This window comes from Methanomassiliicoccales archaeon (assembly GCA_026394395.1).
In the GTDB taxonomy this organism is placed as follows: domain Archaea; phylum Thermoplasmatota; class Thermoplasmata; order Methanomassiliicoccales; family UBA472; genus UBA472.
Genome location: JAPKYK010000003.1, coordinates 174680 through 197695, shown reverse-complemented (window position 1 = coordinate 197695; position 23016 = coordinate 174680). Strand labels below are relative to the sequence as shown.

The following is a 23016-nucleotide window of genomic DNA, read 5'->3' as shown; positions in this document are numbered from 1 at the left end:
CATTATGATTTATTAATTAATAACGAGGTAGAAAAAATTGTTGCTTTACTTAGCGAAACTACGTGCCGCCGGAAGTCCTTCAGCTTGAAATTGATTCCCGAAAGCTCGAGGACTTCTATTTTCAGTTCGCAGAAGTGGATTGACATCAATCCGAATGAACGAGCTTTAGAGTAACAACCTGTTCATATCCCATCAACGGTATTTGTTTAATGAAAACCTTCGATTGGTATTCATGCATGGTTGCCGGATCTGTGACCTTCAGTTCTACAACCCCCTTATTGAAAATCTCATAGAGAGTAGCCTCAGCTTCCGGATCCATCAGAATCTTCAGGAAATAGCTTGCTTCTTTCAGGCCATCGATAAATTCACCCCTTCCTACAGATATTTTGTGCGTTAAGATGTCACATTGGGCTAGCAGAACCTTGTTAGTCAGAACCTTTCCATCAAAAAGAATCTCGGGGTTAGCGACTGAATACTTTTCAGCGACCATAAATGATGTAATGGATTGTCTATAAAAAGGGTATTCTTCGGTTCAGTGAAAGTGAGTGTATTGTTACTGGATAGTTCAGATTCTCATCGCCCTCCCGGTATCATCGGATCAAACTTCCGATAATCCTTAATCCGCTCCAGGAAAGCACCGTGGGCTCATGGATCTCGAACGTACGTCATGACCTCGTCGCAACCATTGCATTCTATCTCGATTTGCATTTTGACATCGAATAGTATCCTCACCTTGACCATTGATTAGGTCGGTTCCGGGAAGAGTTCGGTAATTTTCCAATGCTGGACGCGTGAGCGTCCATCATCAATTGTTCGTTCAATTCCTCTGAAAAAAATCTTCACCAAATGACAAAGTCAGCTTGATAAGAGACGTGATGAGCTCAGCCGAGACCACTCATCACTTGAGCCAGATGATTAGAATTGAAATTCAATTATTCAAATAATTCGCAGGGCCGGCTATTCAAACACTTTACTATTATTTTTTTCAATCATTAACGGCCCTGTTGCAAAACTAAATCCGACACTCTGACAATATAATTATTCTGTATTATCTATATTGTTATAGAAATTTATATGTGTGGCTGTCACCATATACCAGCTGTTCAGGATGGTAGTTGTTTGACAGTCACAATGATAGAGATACCGCGCTCGATATTCAATTTTTCCGGGCAGACGCACCTTGACACCTTCTCGATCCAGTTCGAGAAGGTGACAATGGATTTTGATCGATACGACGATCTGGCTGTCAACGGCCTCCGCCTGGCCATGGAGGCCATTCGCCTACATGCCGATGAGTTCTCGTTCTGGCAGCGGAGGAGACCGACCGGAAGGCCAGCATACGATGAGTGCGTCGTGCTCATCGGATTCCTGGTCCAGCAGCTGCTGGACCTGACCTTCCGTGAGACGGAAGGAATGCTGGCAATGATGCAGGACTACTATTCCATCGAGACCATTCTAGATTATTCCACCTTATGCCGGATGATCCAGTCGGACCGCTTCGCGGTCGTGCTGGAACGGTTCATCCAGCATATTCTCTCGGACCTTCCGACCAGGAAGGTTGTCGCCTCGACCGACGCCACTGGATACTCTGGCAGGAAGCGAGGCTGGCGTGAGACGCCGCACGCCCAACGCGCGAAGCAGGACTGGGTGAAGGCGAACATCGTCATCGAGGTGGACGAGTTCGTCATACTGGCTTATTACCTCTCAGACTCGAACGTACACGAGTCCCAGACGTCCTGGAACGTCTGGGACCGTTTGCCCGATAACGTCGTCCCCAAACGAAGTCTGGCCGATTCCGCCTACGTGGGCAACGACTGCCTGGCCGTGGCCAGGCAGCACGGTGCCACGCCTTTTCACAAGATCAAGAAGAACGCCAAGCTGGTCGTGGAGCCTGAGACGCTGTACCAGAAGCTGGTCAGCTTCGCAAAGCACTGGCCGAAGCGCTTCGCCGCGTTAACGGCGAAGCGCGCTCATTCCGAAACGGTGTTCAGCATGATTGATGCTTTGCTCGGTTATCGGCTGAGATGCTGGACGAAAGCTGCTCGGAAAAATGAGGTGCGGATCAAGTTCTGCCTGTTCAACCTGATCCAGCTGGCCATGAGGAAGGAGTTCTGGTCAAACTAGTTTTGCAACAGGGCCCACGAATCATCGATTTTGTGCGGACAAGCCCTGCAGACGTCATCGCATCGTGATGATAGCACGACACGCGGCGAATCATCATTTTTAATCTGGTCTATGATGCTATTGAATGTTGTTCGTAAAATCATCACTGTAGCCATAACCCTCGAAGAATCGAATGTATAAAAGATGGTGAGTTCTCAATTTTAGGATATCTAACATTCGATAACTCTATGTCATCTGTTACCTAGTTGCATTTTCTAGCTTCAACATATGGTGTATGAATGAAGTGGAAGGTGTTTCACAGTCACACATCAATCAATATCAATGTGATGCCGTCCTTGGTAACTGAAATCGTATGCAGATGTTCTCAGGATAGTAAAAATCAGAATATCGAATGACCTACATGAGCCGTTCTCGTTGGACCGGAAGAATCCAAATCAGAAAATCAAATGTTCAAGCAGACCGGTGGGTGCACTGATTATAAACTGAAAAAAATAAAAAGGCCCCAAAGGGCGTTTGGCGACGGTCAGGCAGCCATCTCTCTCCTCTTGAACAATACGTAGGTAAGGGCCAGTGCCACAATCGTGTAGGCCAGCATAACTGCGATGGAGACTCCGGTGTCCGCGCTGTACGAGTTCATGCTGAACCCAGAACCTCCTCCGTTGTCTGAGGTCGATGCACCAAAGACGTCGGTGATGCTCTGACCCGCCTGGGACAAAATAAACCATGGGTCTACGCCGCTGGCGCTCAGCACACTCGTTATGATGCTGAAGATGAACAGGAACAGGGCGAACGTCAAGATTAACGCTCCCGTCGATCCTTTCATCACCGTGCTTATCAGATAGCCAACGGCCAGAGCCGCCACTGAGTACGGCATCGCAAGCATCAGTGATTCGACCCCATTGACGGAAAGACCACCAGTGATGCCCACCCCGAGCAACAGCGCTACGCCGTAATAGATCACGAGCACCAAGAACATCGCCGCCACCGAAGCCAGGAACTTGCCGATCAGAAGGGTCCCTTTCTTAACCGGATTGGGGAAGAGCAGGAAGCCTGTGCGGTTCTGGAATTCGGATACAATGACGTCTCCGGCGAAGAACGTGGCTCCGATGACGACCAGGACCGTTCCGAACGAAGCGTAGGTCCTGACGAACGAATCGGCATCGTCCGAGTAATCGCTACCCAGAAGAGGCGGCAGTAGGGTTATGAGCAGCAGGACCAGCGCATCTATGGCCAGCATCCCCATCAACCGCCGGCTGCGCAGATACTTCAATATGTCGTACTTGAACACGGTCACAACTTGTGCCGCGTCCGATGGTGGGTTCGAAGTGACTTCGCGAATTTTCACTGTCTTTGTTTCGTTCATGAAGATCACTTCGATTCCTTGATAAGGGACATGTACAGGTTCTCCAGCGCCACGCCAGATTCCTTGAATGAGATTATGTCAAGATTGAGGCCTTGAAGTTCTTTCAACAGTTCGATCTGGGCATCATCTCCACCTTTCAACATCATAACGACAATATTATCTCCGGCCGGTTCCAGCTCGGATATCTTGTCCATCTTTGAGATATTGTTCAGCAGTTCCATATTGACACTTTGCCTCATCTTGACCTCTAGTCTGCGGAAGTTATTGGACGATATCAGTTCGCTCACTGTACCGCTCTTCAATAGTTTTCCATAATTAATCAGAGCGACCTCGTCGCAGACATCCTGTACTTCGTTAAGCAGGTGAGAGGACATGAACACGGTGTAGTTTTGTTTCTTCAGATCGACCAGTATCTCTCTTACCTCGAACATCCCTCTCGGGTCCAGACCGGAGGTCGGTTCGTCCAAGATGACGATCGGCGGTTCGTGTAGTATCGCCTGGGCTATGGCTATGCGCTGTTTCATTCCCTTTGAGAACTTGCCGATGCGCTTGTCCTTCCATTCGGTCATCTTGACCGTTTCCAGCACTTCCGTGCTTCGCCGCCTTATATCCTCCTTTCTCATCCCTCTCAGTTCACCCAGATAAGAAAGTGTCTCTGTCGGTGTAAGGTATGAATAGAACTCAGGGGTCTCAACCACTGCTCCTATCTGTGCCATTGCCTCCTTGGGTCGCTTGACGACGTCTATTCCGTTCAGGCTAGCAGATCCATTCGTCGCCGACAGCAGATTGGTCAATATCTTGATCGATGTGCTCTTCCCGGCCCCGTTGGGGCCGAGGAAACCGACGAAGGAACCTCTCTTGACAACGAGACTCAGGTCGTCCACCGCCCGGAACCCGTTGAAGTCCTTGCTCAGGTGTTCTATTACTATTGGTTCAACCATTGTAAGTTACCTGGGGCGGGCTATTCTATAAGGGGTATTAGGAAAAATGCCAGTATTAGGCCCAAATCTCACCCAAATCATTCGTTCGTGACTCTTATCAGCATTATCAGCGCAATGCTCTCGAACACGTTGAACCCGAAAGGCAGTATCCCCCCTACCATATGCTCATCGGATATCACGTTAAATGCGATGATCAGAATATAGCCGGTGTTCATAATGCTTTTCAGAAAGAAAGCAATGGAGAAGAGCAAAAGACCCCGAGTGAAACTGGACTTTAACCGACGGTAGTTCTTCCAAAATATATGCATGAGCACAAACAAGAGACCTAAGTTGACCAATTCAATGCCGATTGGAACCAATATAAAACCGGACAGATCCATCCTCATTCCTCCCTTTTAACCATAGTTGGTTTATCCCTGAACTTGCTGTATATCTCAATGAACAGGTTATAATTCCCCTCCATTTCCGTGGAGAGAAAGTACATCGTGCCATACTTTTCACCAGTATTTGATTCGATGATCCTGTTGTCAACTAGGACCTTAAGATGATGGCGGATGGTCTTGTAGTCGAGTCCCAACATCACCGTCAGCTGGTTGGCGTTGTATGGCCTTCCGTGGAGAGCCTCTATGATCCTTGCACGGTTGATGCCACCCTTAGAACCTGCGATCAACCACCATAGAATCGTCTTCATGATTCCCCACCGGATGGACTGATCGGTTGCGGTTAGCCGCTTCGACCATGTCCATGATCGACTTGCTCTAACATCAATTCATGATTAAAAACAATTGGTGATTGTCATTTCGAACTACGCGGGGCCGCTTTGATTTGTAATTTTAATCCTTCTGAATAACTCTCTCGTCGTTAAATTTTATATTTGCCATTGTTTTAAACTCTCGCAGATTTGTGAATATCGACAGGATGAGAGTTATGGTGGGCTAATCCGGGACTACGCGTCACTTGAGCCAGATAAGAAAATATTGAAATCAATTTTCGGGCGCTACGCGGGGCCAGCTCATAAAACCCTTTTCATCTTATTTTATTTAAGGAATATATATCAGTATGTGCATCCGTCGGGATTCGAACCCGAGACTAGCCAGACATTAATATTTTGGTTTCAATCAAAGGGGTTAGGAAAACCCTTTCCCGTCTTTTTCCTTTTTATTAAGAAGTCTACAATAGAAAATATTAACCCCACTCAGGTACCTTGCAGTCATCGATGCGGATAGTAGACTTAATGGATAAGTACGCCCAAAAGGAAGACATTTCCATAATGATGAAATCGTCGGGGCTTCCTTATACCGGTTCAAAGCGCGAAATGCTGGCGATTGTAGAAAAGAACTTCAATAAAACCAACGCTGCTCCTCTACTATCGAGAATGCCCCAGATGATTTTGGCCAACATAATCAGGAATGAGAAGACAAGTGCAAGCTTACTGTCCAAATTTAGACTGGCCTCGAAAGGCGATATTATCAATACGATCTTGAATGAGATTGTTGATGAGGAACCGAACCATTTTCAACCGTCTGTTTTACCAACTCAAAGTACGCCTAAATCAGAATTGACATTTACTACTCAACATACACCACCCGTCGAAAGCTCTCAATCGTCTAACCCTTATCAAGACGAACCAAGTAAGAAATTGTATGATATGCTGCTAAGTCTGGACAAGGAATCTCTTCAGTCATTATTAATGAGGTTTGACCAGGCGATTTCCGGGAATAAGAACGAGATTGTCCTTCGTTTAATCAATTCCCAGAACGGCAACCCTCAGTTGATCATTCCAATGATCGACCTGGCCAACCTACAATATCTGGCTTCTCAATACGGTATTCAAAGAAAGCGCTTGAAAGATGAGCAAGTAAGCGAGATATTGGAAGCTCAATTTGGAATTGTGTCGGTTGCAAAACCGATACCGCTCCAAGCGTCCTCCGTAGCAGAGACCAAACCCAAGGCCAAATCGAAAGACAAAGAAGGCAATCTGTTGCTTGATGTCTTGGATGTATTGGACAAAGAAGCGTTGAAGTCAGCATTGTATAAACTGGGAGAACCAGTCTCAGGGAAAAAGGATGAGCTTATCCTCAGGATAGTTCAGAGCTGCGATGGATCACCAGAGTCGGTATTGAGTGCGCTCGATGGTATTTCACTTAATTCGATTGCATCAGCTTATGACCTGCCTCGGAGACGCAGCAAAGATGACCAGATGGATGATTTGTTACGCGATTTGTTTGGTGTAGATAAGCACAAACCCAAATCGGAGCCTAAGGCAACTCAGGTCATTCCTTCAACCCCCAGTAGGAAATCAACCATCTCGGTCAAAGGAGATGCCGGGTTTGATGTCTTGGTGCGTGATATCGATGCGTGGCTTCCCACAATATCCTATGCTTCTGAAGATGGTTATAGGGCTGATCTAAACGCATTCCTTTCGGGAAGGGGTCATACCACGAGAATGGAAGCGGGAGATACCCTGGTCGATATTCTCGTCGATCAAAACTATCCCATCGAAGTCAAGAAGTCGCCAAGGGGCGGGGAGCTGGACAGAGCGTTTGGTCAGGTATTCCGCCATCTCGATGCATATCACAATGTAATTGTCGTGGTGTGTAAACCAAAATTCCTGGATGAGCTTGAGGACTTCAGCGATAGAATAAGCAAGTATGCGGTCTTACACAATCACCCATTTATTTTGATAAAAAAGGGTTGAGAGGAGCTTACTATCCTCCATCTTTTTTCCCTCTGGTCGGGATTATCATAAATACCAATAATCACCCCATCCCGGTTCAACTCTATTACCTAACTATCTTTGTGATAGGAGGGGCGATAGCCGTGGTGAAATACCTTGTTTTAGAAATATTGTACAATAATATACATTATTATTTTATGTTACATAATATGTATAACATGTTAATATGAATATGAAAACATATACTACATAATAAGGTAATAATATATATATAACAAACATCTTTTACTCCATATAAGAGGTTTATAACATGGAACAATCAACCAAACCAAGTGTAAAACCAGAAGAAGATAAGGATGAACGAGCAAAAAGGAAAGCTAGGGTATATAGCAGATATGTCCTTCCTTCCAATAGACATAGTTTTCAGGTCCAGTTTGATGTTCTTAAGAGGATTGTCAACCAAAGAAGATCAAGTGGAATTTCCGCATCTCAAATAGAAGGGGAGGGGATTCCTGCACAAGCAGCATCAATGAATGTCCGATTTTTACGGGATATCGGGCTGATTACTCCCTCGGATCGTGGATTATATGTTCCAACTCAGGAAGCAATACAATTTATCAATGCGAAATCCGTGAGTGATGATAAAGCAAGACCAATACTGGCCGCTCTTATTGTGAAAACATGGTTTGCTGAAATAGCAACATCAGTTTTTAGTAACGAACCAATAATGTCCGAGGATAAATTCCTCGGGGAGTTAGCAATTGCCGCTCAAACAGATAAAATAAAAGAGCAGCTTGCACTGAGAACCCTATTAGAATATCTCATTTACACAGGTATCATCGTCAGAGACGAAAGGGGGCTATCCTTCGGAGGTCAATCCAAGACATCGACTCCTTATCAACCAACCGAACTCTCGGAAAATGTCAGTCCAATCGATGTCCCATTGACTGAAAAATCATCGGAAAAGCAAAGCCAGGAAAACCTCGGCTGGCACATTATCCAAACAGAGGATTTTTATGTTAAGGTAAAATCGGATATAGACATCGTTGATGATTTAATCCTTTATCTTCAGACTCTTCAAAAGAAAATTTCGAGGTTAAAGGGGGCAGCAAAGAAAGATTCTTAAAACCCCTTCTCTCCATTTTTATATGCTGACTATGGATGAGAGTGCGGGCGCCGGGATTTGAACCCGAGTTATGAGCTTGGCAAGCTCAAGTGATAACCAGCTACACTACACCCGCGTTGCTTTTTCGGAAATGCACTGATTGCATTTAAAGGTTGTTGAATTCCAGATATCCAGCCGTCGATTCAAATATCGGGAAGCGGATTCCCCGCAGATGGCACGAGCAAGGAGGAGACGCGACCGTTCGATTCTGCCGGTACTTTCCATGTTCCTCTTCGGCCTCTTCCTGGTCCTGGGAACCAGCCCCGGCTCGCTGTTCTTCGATAGCGTGCTGTCCCTGGTCTCACCTTACGTCCAGGCGGCCTTCCTGCTGGTCCTGGTGCTTGTAATCTACCTGCTGTACGACCAGGTCTACGTCCCGTTGCAACAGCTATACCAGGCGTTGAAATGGGGAGGAGCGCTAGCCATTGTCTCCCTGATATTCGCCTTCCTTGGAGGTTGTTACCTGCTGGTGAACGAGAACGGCATAGTCTTCTTCCTGATCTCGCTATTACTGTGGAAACTTACCGTCTACCTGACGTACAGGAAAAGATGGTGGTGAGCCGGCAAGCGCCGGCTGGAAAGATCATTTGACTTCAATGACCACCAGCAGGTCCCTGACCTGAATGGTCTCCACGGACTTTCCCTTGAACTGCAGCTCGCAGACGACCTCCACCAGGTCGCTGGTGATGAGCACCGACCGCCCGTTGTCCAGGGTGACCTCGAACCCGCCTTCGGCCAGCTTTCGCATGGCCGTCTCCGGTTCGATGGCCGCGATCTGCGCTACCACGTCCCGGGCCAGGTTCTTGAACAGGGGGCCGATCTTGGCGTGGACCGGTTTCACCTGAATGGGGCACTCGTTCAGCTGGACCTTTTCCAGGACCTCGACCCTGCCCGCGCGCACGGTCATGGCGATGTCCTGTTCATATCCCTTCAAGGCCAAGGCGCCCTTTCCGACGATCTCCACATTCAGGAGCTCCTTGTTCAAAGGATACTTCTTCTCCGCCTTCCAGGTGCGCACGGCGGCGATGATGTCCTTGGTCAGCTCGCCCTTGACCTCCGCCTCCTCGTCGATGTGCTCCGGCTCCGGCCACTTGCTGATGTGGATGGACTTCGAGTCGTCCATGGCGGCGAACGCCTGGTACGCATCCTCGGTCACGTGCGGCAGCATCGGGGCCATCATCTTCAGTATGCCCAGGTAGACCGTGTACAGCGTGTAACGCACGGATTTGTCGTTGGTCCGCGTGCGGTGCTTGGTCATCTCCACGTAGTGGTCGGCGAACTCCTTCCAGGCGAAGTTCTCCACTTCCCGCATCGCTTTATCGAAATTGTAGTTGTCCAGATGCCCGGTGACCGTCTCCAGGACCTTGGTGTAGCGGCTCATGATCCAGCGGTCGATGGGCTTCAACTGCACCCTCTCCGGCCTCTCCGTCACCGTCATCTCGATGAGCTTGCCGAGGTTCCAGATCTTGGTGCACAGCTTCTTGCCGTGCACGACGTCCCTCTCGCGGAAGGCGTGGTCCTCGCCTAGAGTGCAGGTGCAGGCGTAGTAGCGCAGAGCGTCCGTCCCATAGCTCTCCAGCAGCGGCATGGGGTCTATCACGTTCCCGATCGAGGTGTGCATCGGCGTTCCGTCCGGAGCCATGATGAACCCGTGGATCATGATGTGCTCCCAGGGCTTCTCGTCAGTAAGCAGATACTCCCGTAGGATGGTGTAGAAGGCCCAGGTGCGGATGATGTCATGCGACTGCGGCCGCAGGGACATCGGGTACAGTTTCTTGAACTTCTCCTCGTCCCGCTTCCAGAAGGTGTTGTAGAGCGGCGACACGGAGGAGTCCATCCAGGTGTCGAACACGTCCGGGCAGCCCTTCAGCTCCCCGCCGCACATGGGGCACTTCTCCAGGTACGGATTCTTCACCGTGGGGTCCATGTAACAATCTTCCTCTTTGGCCGGCAGCACGAAATCGCAGTTCTGGCACTCCCACACCGGGATGGGCGTGGCGAAGTAGCGCTGACGCGACAGCACCCAGTCCCACTGCAGCGAGTTGACCCAGTCCTGCAGCCGGACCTTCATGAACTCCGGGAACCACTTTATCTCGTCGGCCTTGGCCAGCACCTGTTCCTTGAAGGGCATGGTCTTGAGGAACCACTGCTTGACCTGCAGGAACTCGATGGGAGCGTGGCACCTCCAGCAGATGCTGCGGTTCTGCACCTGCTCCTCCTGCTTGACTATGAGGCCCTGGGCCAGCAGGTCCTTGATGATCTTGGCTCGGGCGTCCTTCACCGGCATGCCCTCGTAAGGACCGGCTATGGCCGTCATGCGCCCTTCCTCGTCGATACCCTTGTCCAGGGGCAGCTTGTACTTCATGACCCATTCCAGGTCGGTCTTGTCCCCGATGGTGCAGATCATGACGATGCCGGAGCCGAAGGCCGGGTCGACCTTCTCGTCGGCGATGACCTTGACCTTCTTCCCGAACACCGGGGTGATGACGTATTGGCCGACTAGTTCCGCGTAGCGTGCGTCGTTAGGATGCACGGCGATGGTCTGGCAGGTGCAGATGAGCTCCGGGCGGGTGGTGGCGATGATTATATTCTCGTCTAGGTCCGCCAGGGGGAACTTGACGTAGTTAAGCTTGGTGACGTTCTGGTCGTATTCCACCTCGGCGTCCGCCAACGCCGTTATGCAGCGCGGGCACCAGTTGACCGGGTACTCACCTTTGTACGCGAGCCCCTTCTCCAGCATCTTGATGAAGGTGATCTGGGTGATGCGCCTGTAATAAGGAGCGTCCGTCTGATAGTAGACGGAGGGGTCCATGCTCTCCCCTAGGATCTCGAACTGGGCCTTCATGGACTCGATGAAGGAGTTGGCGTACTCCTCGCACATCTCGATGTACTTCTGGCGGGGCACGGAGTACTTGTTGATGCCGAACTTCTTCTCCACCCTCACCTCCACTGGCGTGCCGTTCACATCAAAGCAGAGGGGGAACATGACATTGTAGCCGCGCTGCCGGTGGTAACGGGCGGCGAAATCGATGAGCGAATAGCCGGTGGCGTGGCCCAGATGCAGGGCGCCAGAGGCGTAGCGGGGCGGGTTGTCGATGGAATAGACCGGCCGATCGGAATCCATCTCGAACTTGTACAGCTCCCAGTCCTTCCACTGTTTCTGCCACTTCCTCTCCGTGGGTATCGCTTCATACTGTGACATGGACTGGAGAGGGAATGGGAAAAGGTTTAAAAAAGGTTGCTGAGCCCGGAGCTCAGCGGCGGTTCTTCTTGGTGCGCATATCCTCGTTATGCTCCTTCTTATCCGTGACGATACGGTCCAGGCGGTCCATCAGCTCCACGGTGGTCTGCCCGAGCGACCAGTCCACGGCCTTGGCCATGTAGTGCGAGCCTTCCGTGCTCAGTCTGCCGGTCAGCGAGTACTTGGCCCTGGTGCCCTCCCGATTGTGCTTGCTGACATGTATGGTGAAGAGCAGGGGCCGGGTGAACTTGGAGATCTTGGCCAGACCGGACTGTATCTCCTTCTCCATGACGTCCAGGGAGAAGCGGTCCTCCTCCTCCAGGCCGGATATCTGGGTGTAGACCATGTCCCGGTTGCGCACGGACGCCACCAGCTCCAGGATGTCGTACTTGGTGATGATCCCCACCATGTGGTCCTTGGAGATGATGGGTATCGTCGATATGTTTCGGTCCACCATGGTCTCTATCGCTTTCGTCAACGGGTCCTCGGGGGCTAGCGTCACCGGCGAGTCGTGCATCAGCGAGCGCACCTCCAGCTCCACCGGGTTGTTATTTCCTCCCATGTCCCGACGGCCCTGGGCCTGGGTGCCTGAGCCGCTCCAGGAGTATTGCACGATGTCCTTGATGCCTATTATACCGATCAACCGGTCATTGTCGTCGACCACCGGGACGGTGCGCACCTCCAGCTCCCGCATCAGGGACATGGCGTCCTTGATTAGGTCCTTCTCGTGAACGGAACGGGTGCCGCTGCTCATCAGGTCGGCCACCTTCAGGGCTTTCACGTCCTTCAGCTTGGTGAGGACGGAGATTATGCCAGCGCGGGTGATTATGCCCTGCACCGCCTTCCCCTTGGTCACAGGCAATTGGCGGTATCCAGAGGAAAGGAAATGCTCGGCTATCTCGGTGATCGGCGTCTCCAAGGTGATCTCCGGGGTGCTCTCCACCATGGTCCTGGCCTTGGTGCCAATGACCAGGTTCTTCTTCCTGATCACCGTGCCGTAGCTGATGACCCCCAGCAGTTTCTTGCCGTCCACCACAGGTATCTCGTGCATGTCGGACGACCTCATCTTAGCCACCACGTCAGAGAGGGTCATCTCCGGGTCTACGGTCTCGAACTTCTTCTTCATCAGGTCCTCGACCTTGTTAGAGTCGATGAGGGACCTGAGCAGCTCCCTTTTCTTCAATCCCTCGATGCTTTCTCCTATCATTTTGGCTCACCTTCCTCGTCCATTAAGATATAAGTTCAGCAAGATAGTTTGCGCCGCAGGCGCTCTTTGATGAGCGTCACCACGTCGTCGGCCGGGACCCGCGTCTGCTCGGCGGTGTCCCGTTCCCTGATGGTCACGTCGCCCTTCTCGAGCGTGTCATAGTCCACGGTGACGCACCAGGGCGTCCCGGCCTCGTCCATGCGCGCGTAGCGCCGGCCGATGGAACCGGAATCGTCATAGTAGGTGGCGATGCCCTCCTCCCGCAGAGCAAGGTCCAGGGCCTTGGCCACCTCTCCCATGCCGTCCTTGGTCATGAGCGGGAACACCCCTACTTTGATGGGCGCCACCTGCGGTTTTAGTCCGAGGGTGACGTACCCGTCCTTTTCCCGGTAAGCGTGCTCCAGACAGCTGTATAGTATGCGGTCCAGGCCATGGGACGGCTCGATGACGTGCGGCGTCACCTTCACGCCGTTCACCTTCTCCTTGACCCGGACCACCTCATAGTACATGGTGTCCAGGTCCACGTTCTGGCCGTCGACGGTGACCGTGACCATTCCGTCATGCACCGCTGAGGCGTCCATGACCTCCAACTGCTTCTTGATGTCCCCGGCCGCGCCCTTGAAGCGAGGGCCGAGCGCACCGAACTTCGGACGGACGGCGTCGCACTCCACGTCCTTCGGCTCGTCGAAGCGCTTGAACGCGGTCAGGTCCGCCTTGGAGAACTCCATGTGCCGGGACAGGTCCCAGCAGCCGCGGTCGGCAATGCCCACGATCTCCGTCCAGCCGAAGCTTATGAGCACCTCGGCGTCCCAGCAGTCGGAAGCGTAGTGCGCCATCTCCGTCTTAAGATGCTGGCGGAAGCGCAATCGTGCCGGATCGATGCCCGCGGAGGTCAAGAAATCGTAGGTCACCCACATGAAGTAGGCCAAGGTCTGGTTCCCTATCGTTCCCTTGTCCACGGCCTCACCGTAGGTGATCTCGACCTCCTCCTCCCCGATGTTGGGGACCAGCTTCACCTTGTTATCCTTAATGTCATTATAACGGAGCCAGGTCTTGTCCTCCGGGTCCACGAAGAGCTCGGCCTCCATCATGTTGAACTCCCGCAGCCTTATGACGCCTTGGCGCGGGGAGATCTCATTGCGGAAGCCGCGACCGACCTGTATGCAGCCGAACGGCAATCGTTCACGGCAGTGACGATAGAGGTTGGCGTAGTTCACGAAGATGGACTGCGCCGTCTCCGGGCGGAGGTAGCCGGTGCGGCCGTTCCCTGGCCCGATCTTCGTTTTGAACATGAGGTTGAACTCTTCCACGTCGCCGAACTCCCCGCCGCACTGGCAGCGGACGTTGTTGTCGCGCAGGAGCTTCTGCAGCTCTTCGATGGAAAGGGAGTCGGGGTTGGGGTGGAGCCCCTTTGTCAGGTGGTCCGCGCGGAACGATTCTCCGCACGCCTTGCAAGTAACGGAAAGATCGGTGAAGTTGTCCACGTGCCCGGAGGCCTTGAATACCGCCTCCGGCCCGATGTTGTCGCCGTCTATCTCCACGAACCCTTCCTGCATCGCGTAGATCCGGCGCCACAGCTCCACGATATTGGCCTTCAGCGCCGTGCCCAGCGGCCCGTAGTCGTACAGGCCAGCGATGCCGCCGTATATCTCAAAGGCGGGGTAGATGAACCCTCTCCTCTTGCACAGGGAGAGGATCTCACCAGAGTTGACCTCCTTCATCTGGTTCATTACTCCTTGATCAGCACCGATATGATATCATGATCGTATATCATGGCCAGCAGCCGGTCCTTGTTATCACGGACGGGCAGCTGACCGAAATCGTTCTTGCGCATGATGCGCGCCGCCTCGGAGATGGCGGTCTTCTTGAACACGGTGATGGGGTCCTTCACCATGATGTCCTTTATGGGCACGCCTGGTAGCTCTATCTTGGAGACTTCGTACCACAGCTTCATGACGTTCCGCAGGCCGTCCCAGGACCACTGGTCCTCGTCCTCCGCAATGCCCAGGTCAGAAATGGCCTGGACGCCCTCCACGTAGCTCTTGTTGAATATATCCCGATCAGTGATTATGCCCGTTAAGCGCCCATGTTCGTCCAGCACCGGCAGTGCCGAGGACTTTGATACTTTTAGTATGACGGACGCCACGGCCAAGGGCGACTCCTGGAATATGGGGACGCAAGGCGAGCGAATCACCTTCTCCACCGGGGAGTCGATGCCCCGCTTCTCCACGATGCACAGCAGGTCCGTGGGCGTCAATATGCCGACCAGGCGGTTGCCTTCGACCACCGGCAGGTGGCGCATCGTCCCCTCCACCAACAGCTTGGCCGCCTCCTCCACCGACGCCTTGGGCGATATGGAGAGGTGCTCCCGCTGCATGATCATGGCCGCCTGCTCCTCGTCCGGGCGGTCGAATATGTCCTGACGGGTTATCATGCCGGCCAATGAACCGTCGTTTCTCCGAACGACAGGTAGCCCGGTCAGGTTATGCTGTATCATTATCTTCAGCACCTCGGCTCTGGAACCCGGGACCTGGGCCACGATGGGGTTGGACGTCATGACGTCCCCGACGTTGGTCACTGGGAATCATCCCCCAGGGAACGGATGACGAGAACCGGGCATTTGGCGAAGCGCACCACGCGCTCGGCCACGCTGCCGAGTAACAACTTGGAAAAACCGGTGCGACCTAACGTGCCCATGACCACTAGGTCGTGCTGGGCCGAAAGGTCCACTATCTTGCGGGACGGCGAGCCTTCCTCGATGCAGGTGGTGACCTTCACGCCCATTCTCTCTGCCTCCTTCTTCACGTAGTCCATGGCCTCGGCGCCCTCCCGTTCCAGCAAGGTGTACACGCTCACGATGGTGGAATCCATGGGGAAGTTTATGAACGAGGTCTGGTCCACCACATAGAGAGCGGTGACCTCCGCCCCCAAGACCTTTGCCATCTCCAGCCCTTTGTCGACGGCCGCCTTGGTGTACTCGCTTCCGTCCGTGGGAATCAATATCTTCTTGAACAGGACCATCCTCTCATCTCCAGCAATTGTTACCTATGCATACCAGCTCCGGTGCCTCCGAGGCGCCTCTAAGAACAAGGTCGGCGACCGGGTCCCCACCCCTGTACCTGAGCACCATCAGCTCGCAACGTGCGTCCGGTTCTATACTAAACGATTCCTGGCCATTTAATAATTTTCTTCCGTTCAGGGCCATCTGCAGGGCTTCCCTGATGCCACCGACGCCCTGGGACCGCAACACCCGGGCGGCCATCTCCATCTCCGCCAGCATGTCCGGCAGGCACAGCATGGCGTTGTCCGTGCCCAGGGCGACGGTCACACCGTTGTTTAGCAGTCTCTTCAACGGAGGAACCTTGCCGAAAAAGAGGTTGGAACGGGGGCAGGATACCACCGGCACGTTCTCCTGAGCGATCCTCTGCAGGTCCGCGTCGGTGGCCTCGGTCATGTGCACGACGTACGAGGGCTTGAGGTCCAGCACCTTTTCGACGTCCTCCCGCACCCTTTCGCTGACGTGGATAGCGAAGGGACGTCCTTGCAAGCGCACTTCCTTAGCCAGCTTCTGCAGTTCCGGGTACTCCCAGTCGGAGATGGAGGAGACGGCTATGCCGTCGGCGACGCGCAGCAGACGGCGGGTGCCCTGGCGGCAGAACTCCAAGAGCTTCGGCCGCCCCATTATGACTGACGTTGCGCCATCGCCATCCAACCTCCTCAGGTAATCGGAACCGTCGTATCCCCCCTCTCGGAAGTCCAGGAAATGGGACACCCCGTGCCGGACCATGAAGCGCTTCATCTCCAGCATGCCGCGCATGAGGTCTTCCGGCTTCGCGCTCTCCAGCAGGCGGTGCTTGAGACCGTTGGGCGGCGCCACCAGCTCCTCCAAGGACAATGTCGGGTCCACCGGCACGATGTAGTCCGCGATGTGGGTGTGCCCGTTCACCAGGGTAGGGACGATCAGTCCGTTGGCGTCCGCCCCGCCTCTCTCCCCCTTCCCCACCTCAGCGATCACCCCGTCCTCGATGCCCACGTAGCCGGGAAAGAAACCATCCTGGCCGAGCACGAGGCCGGAGACGTAACGCATGCTTCCCTATCGGTTTGACGCTATTTTAACCGCTTGTTGGTAAAAACCAAATGGTAATTGCGTTGAATCATTTAAATGCAACGTGATTGACCCATAACCAAAACAATGGGGTTGTTTTTGGGAGTCTGAGGTGCTGCAGACTTCCTCGACCGAACGCAATTCTCAATATTGGTGAGAGTGATAATCATAGGGGCCTTGGCGCCCACGCTCATGGCCCAGAGGTGGTTCGACCCATGGAGGGAAAGCAATTGAGGCTACTGGTGGCAGTGGACGGCTCGGTGCACGGCGAGAAGGCCTTGCGCAAAGCGGCCCTGCTGGCGCTGTCCACCCCTTCCTACGAAATAGCGGTCGTCTGCGTGGTGGAGATGCGGGAGTTCGCCTCGCTGGTTGCTGAGGCAGGCACCGAGGAGATGGAGGTCCAGGGGAACAAGGTGCTGCAGGAATCTCTTGAGATCCTTACATCAGAAGGGGTGCAGGCTACGGCGCATCTGTTGCACGGCCCGCCGGTGGCCAAGATACTGGAGTTCGCCGAAACGTTCCACCCGGACCTGATCGTTACGGGAAGCAGGGGCATGGGGGCGGCCAAAGGGGCTTTGATAGGCAGTGTCTCCTCCTCCCTCTCGAAAAAGGCCAGCACCTCTGTGCTCATCGTTAGGTGAGTGACTATCTAGAATAGGTAAAGCATAAATACTAAAATTTTTCTTCCACCTTTTCATAGGTGCCTTACAATGGTTACTAAGGTTAACGTGGACGAGTGCGTGGGATGCGGACTTTGCGAGGATGTCTGCCCGAGCGGGGCATTAGCCGTTGACGATGTCGCCGTGATCGACCCCAAGAAGTGCACCGACTGCGGAAAGTGCATCGACGAGTGCCCCAACGACTGTCTGTCCAAGTGAATTCCCAACGGTCTCCGACCGCCCATCAAACCATTTATCTTACCTGATTTTCAATTTTATTGATGTACGAAAGCATATATCGAAATTCCTTAGGGCAGGTTGTCCAGAAGAGCGCCCCTGACCCTGACCGCCGCCGCCTCGACCTCCGGGGTCAATCCCTCGCCGAAGTCCACGTTCTTCGGTTCTATAAGCAAAAGGGCGATCCTCGCTCCGGTGAGCTCCTTCACATAATCACAGAACACCCTCAGCGGTAAAGTGTGGGTCGAGATGGTCGGGACGTTCATGACCTCCTCGGCATCGTACAGGTGGACCGTTCCAGGCTTTAATCCGAGCACTGCAGCGTCGATGAGAAGTACATGCGTGGGTCTAATCTCCACGATCTCATCCACGAAGCTCTCCGGCACGGTCTCGCACTCGATAAGGTGCATCGTGTCGGAGACCTTGCCCACCAGGTCCACGGCTATTTTGACGCCAACAAAATCGTCCCTGCGGATGGAGTTTCCGATGCCGGCCAGCACTATGCTGGCCGCACCCTTCAGCCAGGCATGCAGCTCGTCCTCGAGGTTTTGAGTGTGCTCTTTCACTTGACGCATCCGCCTTGATATGATATGCGAACGGGGGGTTTATCCGTCTATCTGGCGGGAAAACCTTCCCACTAGGTGCTTCCCAGAATCGTACACCTGGACCTCCAGCGGCATCTGGCCGACCGCGAAGTGCGTGGCGCACCCGAAGCAGGGGTCGTAGGCCCGGAAGGCCATCTCCACCCGGTTCAGGGTCTCCTCGTTCGCCTTACCGCCATGGATCAGGCCCTTGGCGGCGTCCCGGATGCTCATGCAGATGGAGGGATAGTTGTTGGTGGTGGCAACGATCATATTGACGTTCTGGACCAGCGCGTTCCGGTCTAGTTTGTAATGATGGACGAGCGTCCCTCTGGCCGCCTCGACGATGCCGACGCCCTCGCCCGGCTCACCCGTCTTGTTGCGGACGTGCGTGCTGGTGATCTCCGGGTCGTTGGCCAGCTCCACCGCCCGCTCGGCGGCGTACAGCAGCTCGATCAACCGGGCCCAATGGAACACCAGGGTGCCATGGGCCGGCTTGCCCAGCATACCGAACATCCTATCGTATTCGGCCTGGGCCAGGGGCGTGGCCATCCCGTCCGCGGCGTTTAGGCGAGCAAGCGGACCTACCCGGTATATGCCGTTGCCCGCTCCGTCCGTGAAGCCCTTCCAGCCGACCTTCCTCAGGAAAGGGAACTTGGAATAGGTCCATTCCTCGGACCTTTCCTCGATATGTTCGGCATAGTCCGCCGCCCTGAACCTGGCGAACTCCCTGCCTGAAGGGTCCACCACCCGAACCTCGCCATCATAGAAGTTGACCCGGTTCTTGGGGTCCACCGTGCCCATATAATAGGTCCTCTGGGTATAGACCTCGCTCTTGATCATCTCCAGATACTTGGGGTTGTCCAGGACCAGGTCGTGGAAGAGCTGCAGGGTGAACTGGGCGAACTTGACCAGGGACCTTGACATCTCCAGGATGGAGGCGCGGAACTCCTCGCTGAGGGGCTTGCTTATACCGCCGGGAAGCCCGCTGACCGGGTGCGTGGCCTTTCCCCCGATTATCTCGGTTATCTTCTGCCCATAGGCGCGGTGCCTGATGACCTCCTTGGCCACGTCGAGGCCGGCCTTCTCTATGACGCCTAGTATGTTGCGCTTATTCGGTGGCGCGTCCGGACCAACGATGAAGTCAGGCCCGCCCAGATAGTAGAAGTGCAGGGTGTGGTCGTAGCAGATGTAGCCCATGTACTGTAGCTCCCGCAGCTTCTTGGCCGCGGACGGCGGTGTGACGTGGAACGCCTCGTCCAGCGCTTTGACCGAGGCGTAGTGATGGGCCACCGGGCAGACCCCGCAGATCCTGGTGGTGATGATAGGCATGAGCTCGGCCGGGCGTCCGACGCAGAAGGCCTCGAAGCCCCTCAGCTCGGGGATCTTGAGATAGGCGTTCTCCACTTCGCCCGCCTCGTTGAGGAAGATGGACACGCTGCCGTGCCCTTCCAGCCTGGTGATCGGATCGATGCTTATCTCCTTCATTTCTTCACCACCTTCTTCTGCAAGATGGACGAGGGCAGGCTGTACAGGTAGAAAATGCCCGCAGGGTCCTTGATCTGCGATATGAGCTCGGAGACCTCCTCATCGGTGTACGTCCCAGGCTCCTTATCCAGGTTCAGGATGGAGGCCAATGCGGTTATCATGCCAGTGCCTACGTCGGACTGGTTGGGCGCCGCCCCGCCGCAGCCGGTGCAGGGCATGTCCACCTTGAGGCACTGGGCCCCGCATCCGCTGCGGGTGGCCATCCCCATGCAGATGATCCCCTGCTCCATCAGGCAGCGTTCCGGCTCCGGGGTGATCTCATGTACGCGGTGTATGCTGGAGATCTTCTTGTTCTGTCTTATCCGCGGGCATTCGTCACACACCGCTGGCAATGGTGCCAGGACGGACCCCTTCGGCGGCAGTTCGTTCATAATGATGGCGTCCAAGGCTTTGGTGATGAGGGCGACCGGGGGTGGGCAGCCCGGTAGGTAGTAGTCGACTTCCACGGTCTGGGCCAGCGTCCTGACGGAATCGTAGAACACCGGGATCCTGAGAGTGCCCTCCTTTACCTTCGATTCAGGTTTCGGGATGACGGCGTCAGCGGGGCCATCCTCATTGAGATAGACCCTTTCCAGTATGCTTTTGGCGTCGCTGAAGTTGGCCAGCCCGGGCACGGAGCCCTCGTTGGCGCACGATCCGAAGGCGATAAGTATCCTCGATTTAGAGCGGAGCAGCTTGGCCATGTGCTCCTGCTCGCTGTTGCGTATGGAGCCGTTGAAGAAGGTTATGTCGATGTGACCGTCCGGCATTCCCTCGACATCCTTGTACTTGAAATCCATGGCCACCGGCCAGAAGACGATGTCCGCTAACTTCACCAGGTCGAGTATCTTCTCGTTGATGTCCAGTACGGCTATCTCACATCCGCCGCAGCTGGCGGCCCAGTAGAACGCGATCCTTAATTTTCGGTCGATGGTCGCTCCCCCCTCGGCGTTTCGTTCATGAGATACTCGTGCATGGCCTTGACGGCCCGTTTCCCGGCCCCCATGGCGCTGATGACCGTGGCCGCCCCGGTGGCCACGTCCCCCCCGGCAAAGACGCCCTTCAGGTTGGTGCGTCCGTCCGTGTCCACCACGATGGTCCCGTTCCGGGGGTTGGTCTGCAGTCCCGCGGTAGTGCGCTGGATGATAGGGTTGGGTGTCTGCCCGATGGCCACGATGACGGTGTCGACCGGCATCTCGACGTCCGAATTGGGGATGGCCCGGCATCCCTGCCTGCCGCTGGCGTCCGGCTCGGTCAGCTCCATGCAGGTGCTCTTCATGGATTTGACCCAACCCTTGTCGTCGCCAAAGAACTCCACAGGAGCGCTGAGGAACTTACAGATCAGGCCCTCCTCCTCGGCGTTCTCGATCTCCTCACGCCTGGCCGGCAGCTCGTTCCGGGAGCGACGGTAGTTCAGGCAGACCGTGGCCCCCAGCCTCATGGAGATGCGGGCGCAGTCCATGGCCACGTTGCCGCCGCCGATGACCACGACGTGCTTGCCGACGCGGATGGGCGTGTCTTTCTCTGGGAAATCGTAAGCTTTCATCAGATTGACCCGAATAAGGAACTCGTTGGCGGAGTAGATGCCGCCCAGGTTCTCCCCCGGGCAGCCGGTCCACTGCGGCAGACCTGCGCCGCTGCCGATGAATATAGCGTCATAGCCCTGCTCCATCAGCTCGGGGATGGTGTGAATCCTGCCGATGAGGTTGCCCGTTCGAAGGTCCACGCCCAGTTTCTGGACGTACTCCACCTCCTTCTTGACTATCTCCTTAGGTAGGCGGAACTCCGGTATGCCGTAGCTGAGCACCCCCCCGGCCACGTGCAGCGCTTCGAACAACGTTACCTCATGCCCTAACTTCACAAGGTCGGCCGCTGCGGTCAGTCCGGCAGGCCCCGCTCCGATTATGGCCACCTTCCGACCTGTAGAAGGGGCTCGTTCCGGTATCTGGACCCCGTGCTCCCTCTCCCAGTCGGCCAGGAAGCGCTCCAGTCGCCCGATGTTGACCGGGTCGCCCTTCTTGCCCCGGACACAGTTCATCTGACACTGATTTTCCTGCGGGCATACCCTCCCGCAGATGGCTGGCAGGGCGTTCTTGGACTTGATCACCGTTATCGCTTCGGCGTACTGGCCCTGCCTAAGCAGCTCTATGAACTCGGGGATGGGCACGTCCACCGGGCAGCCCTGGCGGCATTGCGGTTTCTTGCACTTCAAGCACCTAGCGGCCTCCTGGAGTGCCATCTCTTCCGTATAGCCTAAGGCGACCTCGCTGAAGTTTTTGACCCGTTTCCGAGGCTCCTGCCTGGGCATAGGAACGTCCTCGTCAAGTGCGGCCTTTTTGTCGTGAGGCTCATTTCCTTTCACACTTGCAGCCTCCCTTCGTCTCCCAAAGGATGGAGCTCAGCCTCTCTTCCGGAAGCATGCTACGCTGCCGGTTGATCAATTCATCAAAATTGGTCTTGTGCCCGTCGAACTCCGGGCCGTCGACGCAGCCGAAGAGCATCTTGCCGCCAACGGTCACCCGGCACACGCCGCACATGCCCATGCCGTCGATCATTATCGGAGTCAAGGAAACGATGGTCGGTATGTTGTAAGGTCTGGTGATATCGCTCACCGCCTTCATCATGACCACTGGCCCCATGACCACGCAGCGATCGAAGCGCTCTCGCGTAAGCAGGTCTTTCAGGAACTCGATGCCCTTCTCGCCGACCGTGCCGTCGTCCGAGGCCACGTACACCTCGTCGCTGCAGGCATCGGCCTCCTTCTCCATGAACAGGAACTCCTTGCTCCGGCAGCCAAGTACGGTCGTCACATGGTTCCCCGCAGCCTTCATGGCTCTGGACTGGAGCAGGAGCGGGGCGATCATGATGCTCCCGCCCACGCACAGCACGCGGCCGTAATCCCGTATCTCCGACGGATTGCCCAGGGGCCCGGTGACGTTGAACAGGCTGTCGCCCTGCTCAAAGGTTCCCAGCTCCTTGGTGGACTTTCCAACCTCGTGAAAGGCGAAGGACACCGTGCCCTTCCGGGCGTCGTAATCGCATATGGTCAGGGGGACCCTCTCGCCTCCCTCCTTGGCGATGACTATCAGGAACTGTCCTGGCTTGGCCTTGGCCGCAATGCCCGGGACCTCGACCTCGAACAGTTTCTCCTTGTACGCGAGCCGCTTCTTGGACACTATACCGTACATC

General features: G+C 54.6%; 21 protein-coding genes and 1 tRNA gene. 6 read left to right on the top strand and 16 right to left on the bottom strand.

All coding sequences use genetic code 11. The features are described 5' to 3' along the window. Positions 1-145: 145 nt before the first annotated feature. Positions 146-490 carry a hypothetical protein gene (locus NT131_04730; GenBank protein MCX6650945.1) on the bottom strand — a complete coding sequence of 115 codons (345 nt, stop codon included), beginning with the start codon at positions 488-490 and terminating at the stop codon, positions 146-148. A 629-nt stretch (positions 491-1119) separates the two neighbouring features. On the opposite strand from NT131_04730, the gene NT131_04725 reads away from it, so the two are divergent. After that, entirely contained in the window at positions 1120-2124 is a 1005-nt protein-coding gene (locus tag NT131_04725; GenBank protein MCX6650944.1) for a transposase, read from the top strand. A 523-nt stretch (positions 2125-2647) separates the two neighbouring features. On the opposite strand, the gene NT131_04720 is transcribed toward NT131_04725, so the two are convergent. The 3 genes from NT131_04720 to NT131_04710 all read right to left on the bottom strand — a co-directional run bounded on the left by NT131_04720 (position 2648) and on the right by NT131_04710 (position 5119). Then, positions 2648-3487, bottom strand: coding sequence for an ABC transporter permease (locus NT131_04720; GenBank protein ID MCX6650943.1), 840 nt, complete (start codon positions 3485-3487; stop codon positions 2648-2650). A 5-nt stretch (positions 3488-3492) separates the two neighbouring features. Continuing rightward, entirely contained in the window at positions 3493-4428 is a 936-nt protein-coding gene (locus tag NT131_04715) for an ABC transporter ATP-binding protein (protein ID MCX6650942.1), read from the bottom strand. Positions 4429-4810: 382 nt separating this feature from the next. Beyond that, entirely contained in the window at positions 4811-5119 is a 309-nt protein-coding gene (locus tag NT131_04710) for a winged helix-turn-helix domain-containing protein (protein ID MCX6650941.1), read from the bottom strand. Positions 5120-5644: 525 nt separating this feature from the next. Here NT131_04710 and NT131_04705 point away from each other — a divergent pair. Then, a complete protein-coding gene (locus tag NT131_04705) occupies positions 5645-7126 on the top strand; it encodes a hypothetical protein (GenBank protein ID MCX6650940.1) in 1482 nt (493 codons plus the stop codon). Positions 7127-7415: 289 nt separating this feature from the next. Then, the gene (locus NT131_04700) at positions 7416-8231 is read left to right on the top strand and encodes a hypothetical protein (protein MCX6650939.1); all 816 of its coding nucleotides are present in this window, start codon (positions 7416-7418) and stop codon (positions 8229-8231) included. Between the two features lie 42 nt (positions 8232-8273). Here the strand turns inward: NT131_04700 and NT131_04695 are convergent. Next, a tRNA-Gly gene (locus NT131_04695) sits at positions 8274-8346 on the bottom strand. A gap of 96 nt (positions 8347-8442) precedes the next feature. Here NT131_04695 and NT131_04690 point away from each other — a divergent pair. Then, positions 8443-8829, top strand: coding sequence for a hypothetical protein (locus NT131_04690; GenBank protein MCX6650938.1), 387 nt, complete (start codon positions 8443-8445; stop codon positions 8827-8829). Positions 8830-8853: 24 nt separating this feature from the next. On the opposite strand, the gene NT131_04685 is transcribed toward NT131_04690, so the two are convergent. Genes NT131_04685 through NT131_04660 form a run of 6 tightly spaced genes read right to left on the bottom strand, consistent with a single transcriptional unit; the run spans position 8854 to position 16805 of the window. After that, a complete protein-coding gene (locus NT131_04685) occupies positions 8854-11472 on the bottom strand; it encodes a valine--tRNA ligase (GenBank protein MCX6650937.1) in 2619 nt (872 codons plus the stop codon). 52 nt (positions 11473-11524) lie between these two features. Then, positions 11525-12718 carry a CBS domain-containing protein gene (locus NT131_04680; GenBank protein MCX6650936.1) on the bottom strand — a complete coding sequence of 398 codons (1194 nt, stop codon included), beginning with the start codon at positions 12716-12718 and terminating at the stop codon, positions 11525-11527. Between the two features lie 35 nt (positions 12719-12753). Beyond that, positions 12754-14448 (bottom strand): glycine--tRNA ligase, encoded by a 1695-nt coding sequence (glyS, locus tag NT131_04675; GenBank protein MCX6650935.1) that lies wholly within the window; start codon positions 14446-14448, stop codon positions 12754-12756. Continuing rightward, the gene (locus tag NT131_04670) at positions 14448-15296 is read right to left on the bottom strand and encodes a CBS domain-containing protein (GenBank protein MCX6650934.1); all 849 of its coding nucleotides are present in this window, start codon (positions 15294-15296) and stop codon (positions 14448-14450) included. Before NT131_04670 ends, glyS begins: the two co-directional genes overlap by 1 nt. Beyond that, entirely contained in the window at positions 15293-15739 is a 447-nt protein-coding gene (locus NT131_04665) for a universal stress protein (protein ID MCX6650933.1), read from the bottom strand. Before NT131_04665 ends, NT131_04670 begins: the two co-directional genes overlap by 4 nt. A gap of 4 nt (positions 15740-15743) precedes the next feature. Continuing rightward, positions 15744-16805, bottom strand: coding sequence for an amidohydrolase family protein (locus tag NT131_04660; protein MCX6650932.1), 1062 nt, complete (start codon positions 16803-16805; stop codon positions 15744-15746). Positions 16806-17038: 233 nt separating this feature from the next. Here NT131_04660 and NT131_04655 point away from each other — a divergent pair, with 233 nt between their 5' ends. Beyond that, positions 17039-17464 carry a universal stress protein gene (locus NT131_04655; protein MCX6650931.1) on the top strand — a complete coding sequence of 142 codons (426 nt, stop codon included), beginning with the start codon at positions 17039-17041 and terminating at the stop codon, positions 17462-17464. A gap of 69 nt (positions 17465-17533) precedes the next feature. Beyond that, complete coding sequence (locus NT131_04650) at positions 17534-17701, top strand: 4Fe-4S binding protein (GenBank protein MCX6650930.1); 168 nt, start codon at positions 17534-17536, stop codon at positions 17699-17701. Positions 17702-17790: 89 nt separating this feature from the next. On the opposite strand, the gene NT131_04645 is transcribed toward NT131_04650, so the two are convergent. The 5 genes from NT131_04645 to NT131_04625 are packed head-to-tail and all read right to left on the bottom strand — an operon-like array spanning position 17791 to position 23015. Beyond that, the gene (locus NT131_04645) at positions 17791-18294 is read right to left on the bottom strand and encodes a hydrogenase 3 maturation endopeptidase HyCI (GenBank protein ID MCX6650929.1); all 504 of its coding nucleotides are present in this window, start codon (positions 18292-18294) and stop codon (positions 17791-17793) included. A gap of 30 nt (positions 18295-18324) precedes the next feature. Further along, the gene (locus NT131_04640; protein MCX6650928.1) at positions 18325-19788 is read right to left on the bottom strand and encodes a Ni/Fe hydrogenase subunit alpha; all 1464 of its coding nucleotides are present in this window, start codon (positions 19786-19788) and stop codon (positions 18325-18327) included. Continuing rightward, entirely contained in the window at positions 19785-20741 is a 957-nt protein-coding gene (locus NT131_04635; GenBank protein ID MCX6650927.1) for an oxidoreductase, read from the bottom strand. Before NT131_04635 ends, NT131_04640 begins: the two co-directional genes overlap by 4 nt. Before the next feature lie 2 nt (positions 20742-20743). Further along, positions 20744-22189, bottom strand: a complete 1446-nt coding sequence (gltA, locus tag NT131_04630) for an NADPH-dependent glutamate synthase (GenBank protein MCX6650926.1) — start codon at positions 22187-22189, stop codon at positions 20744-20746. Beyond that, positions 22176-23015, bottom strand: a complete 840-nt coding sequence (locus tag NT131_04625; GenBank protein ID MCX6650925.1) for a sulfide/dihydroorotate dehydrogenase-like FAD/NAD-binding protein — start codon at positions 23013-23015, stop codon at positions 22176-22178. The genes gltA and NT131_04625 overlap by 14 nt, the downstream gene beginning before the upstream one ends. Position 23016 lies beyond the last annotated feature (1 nt).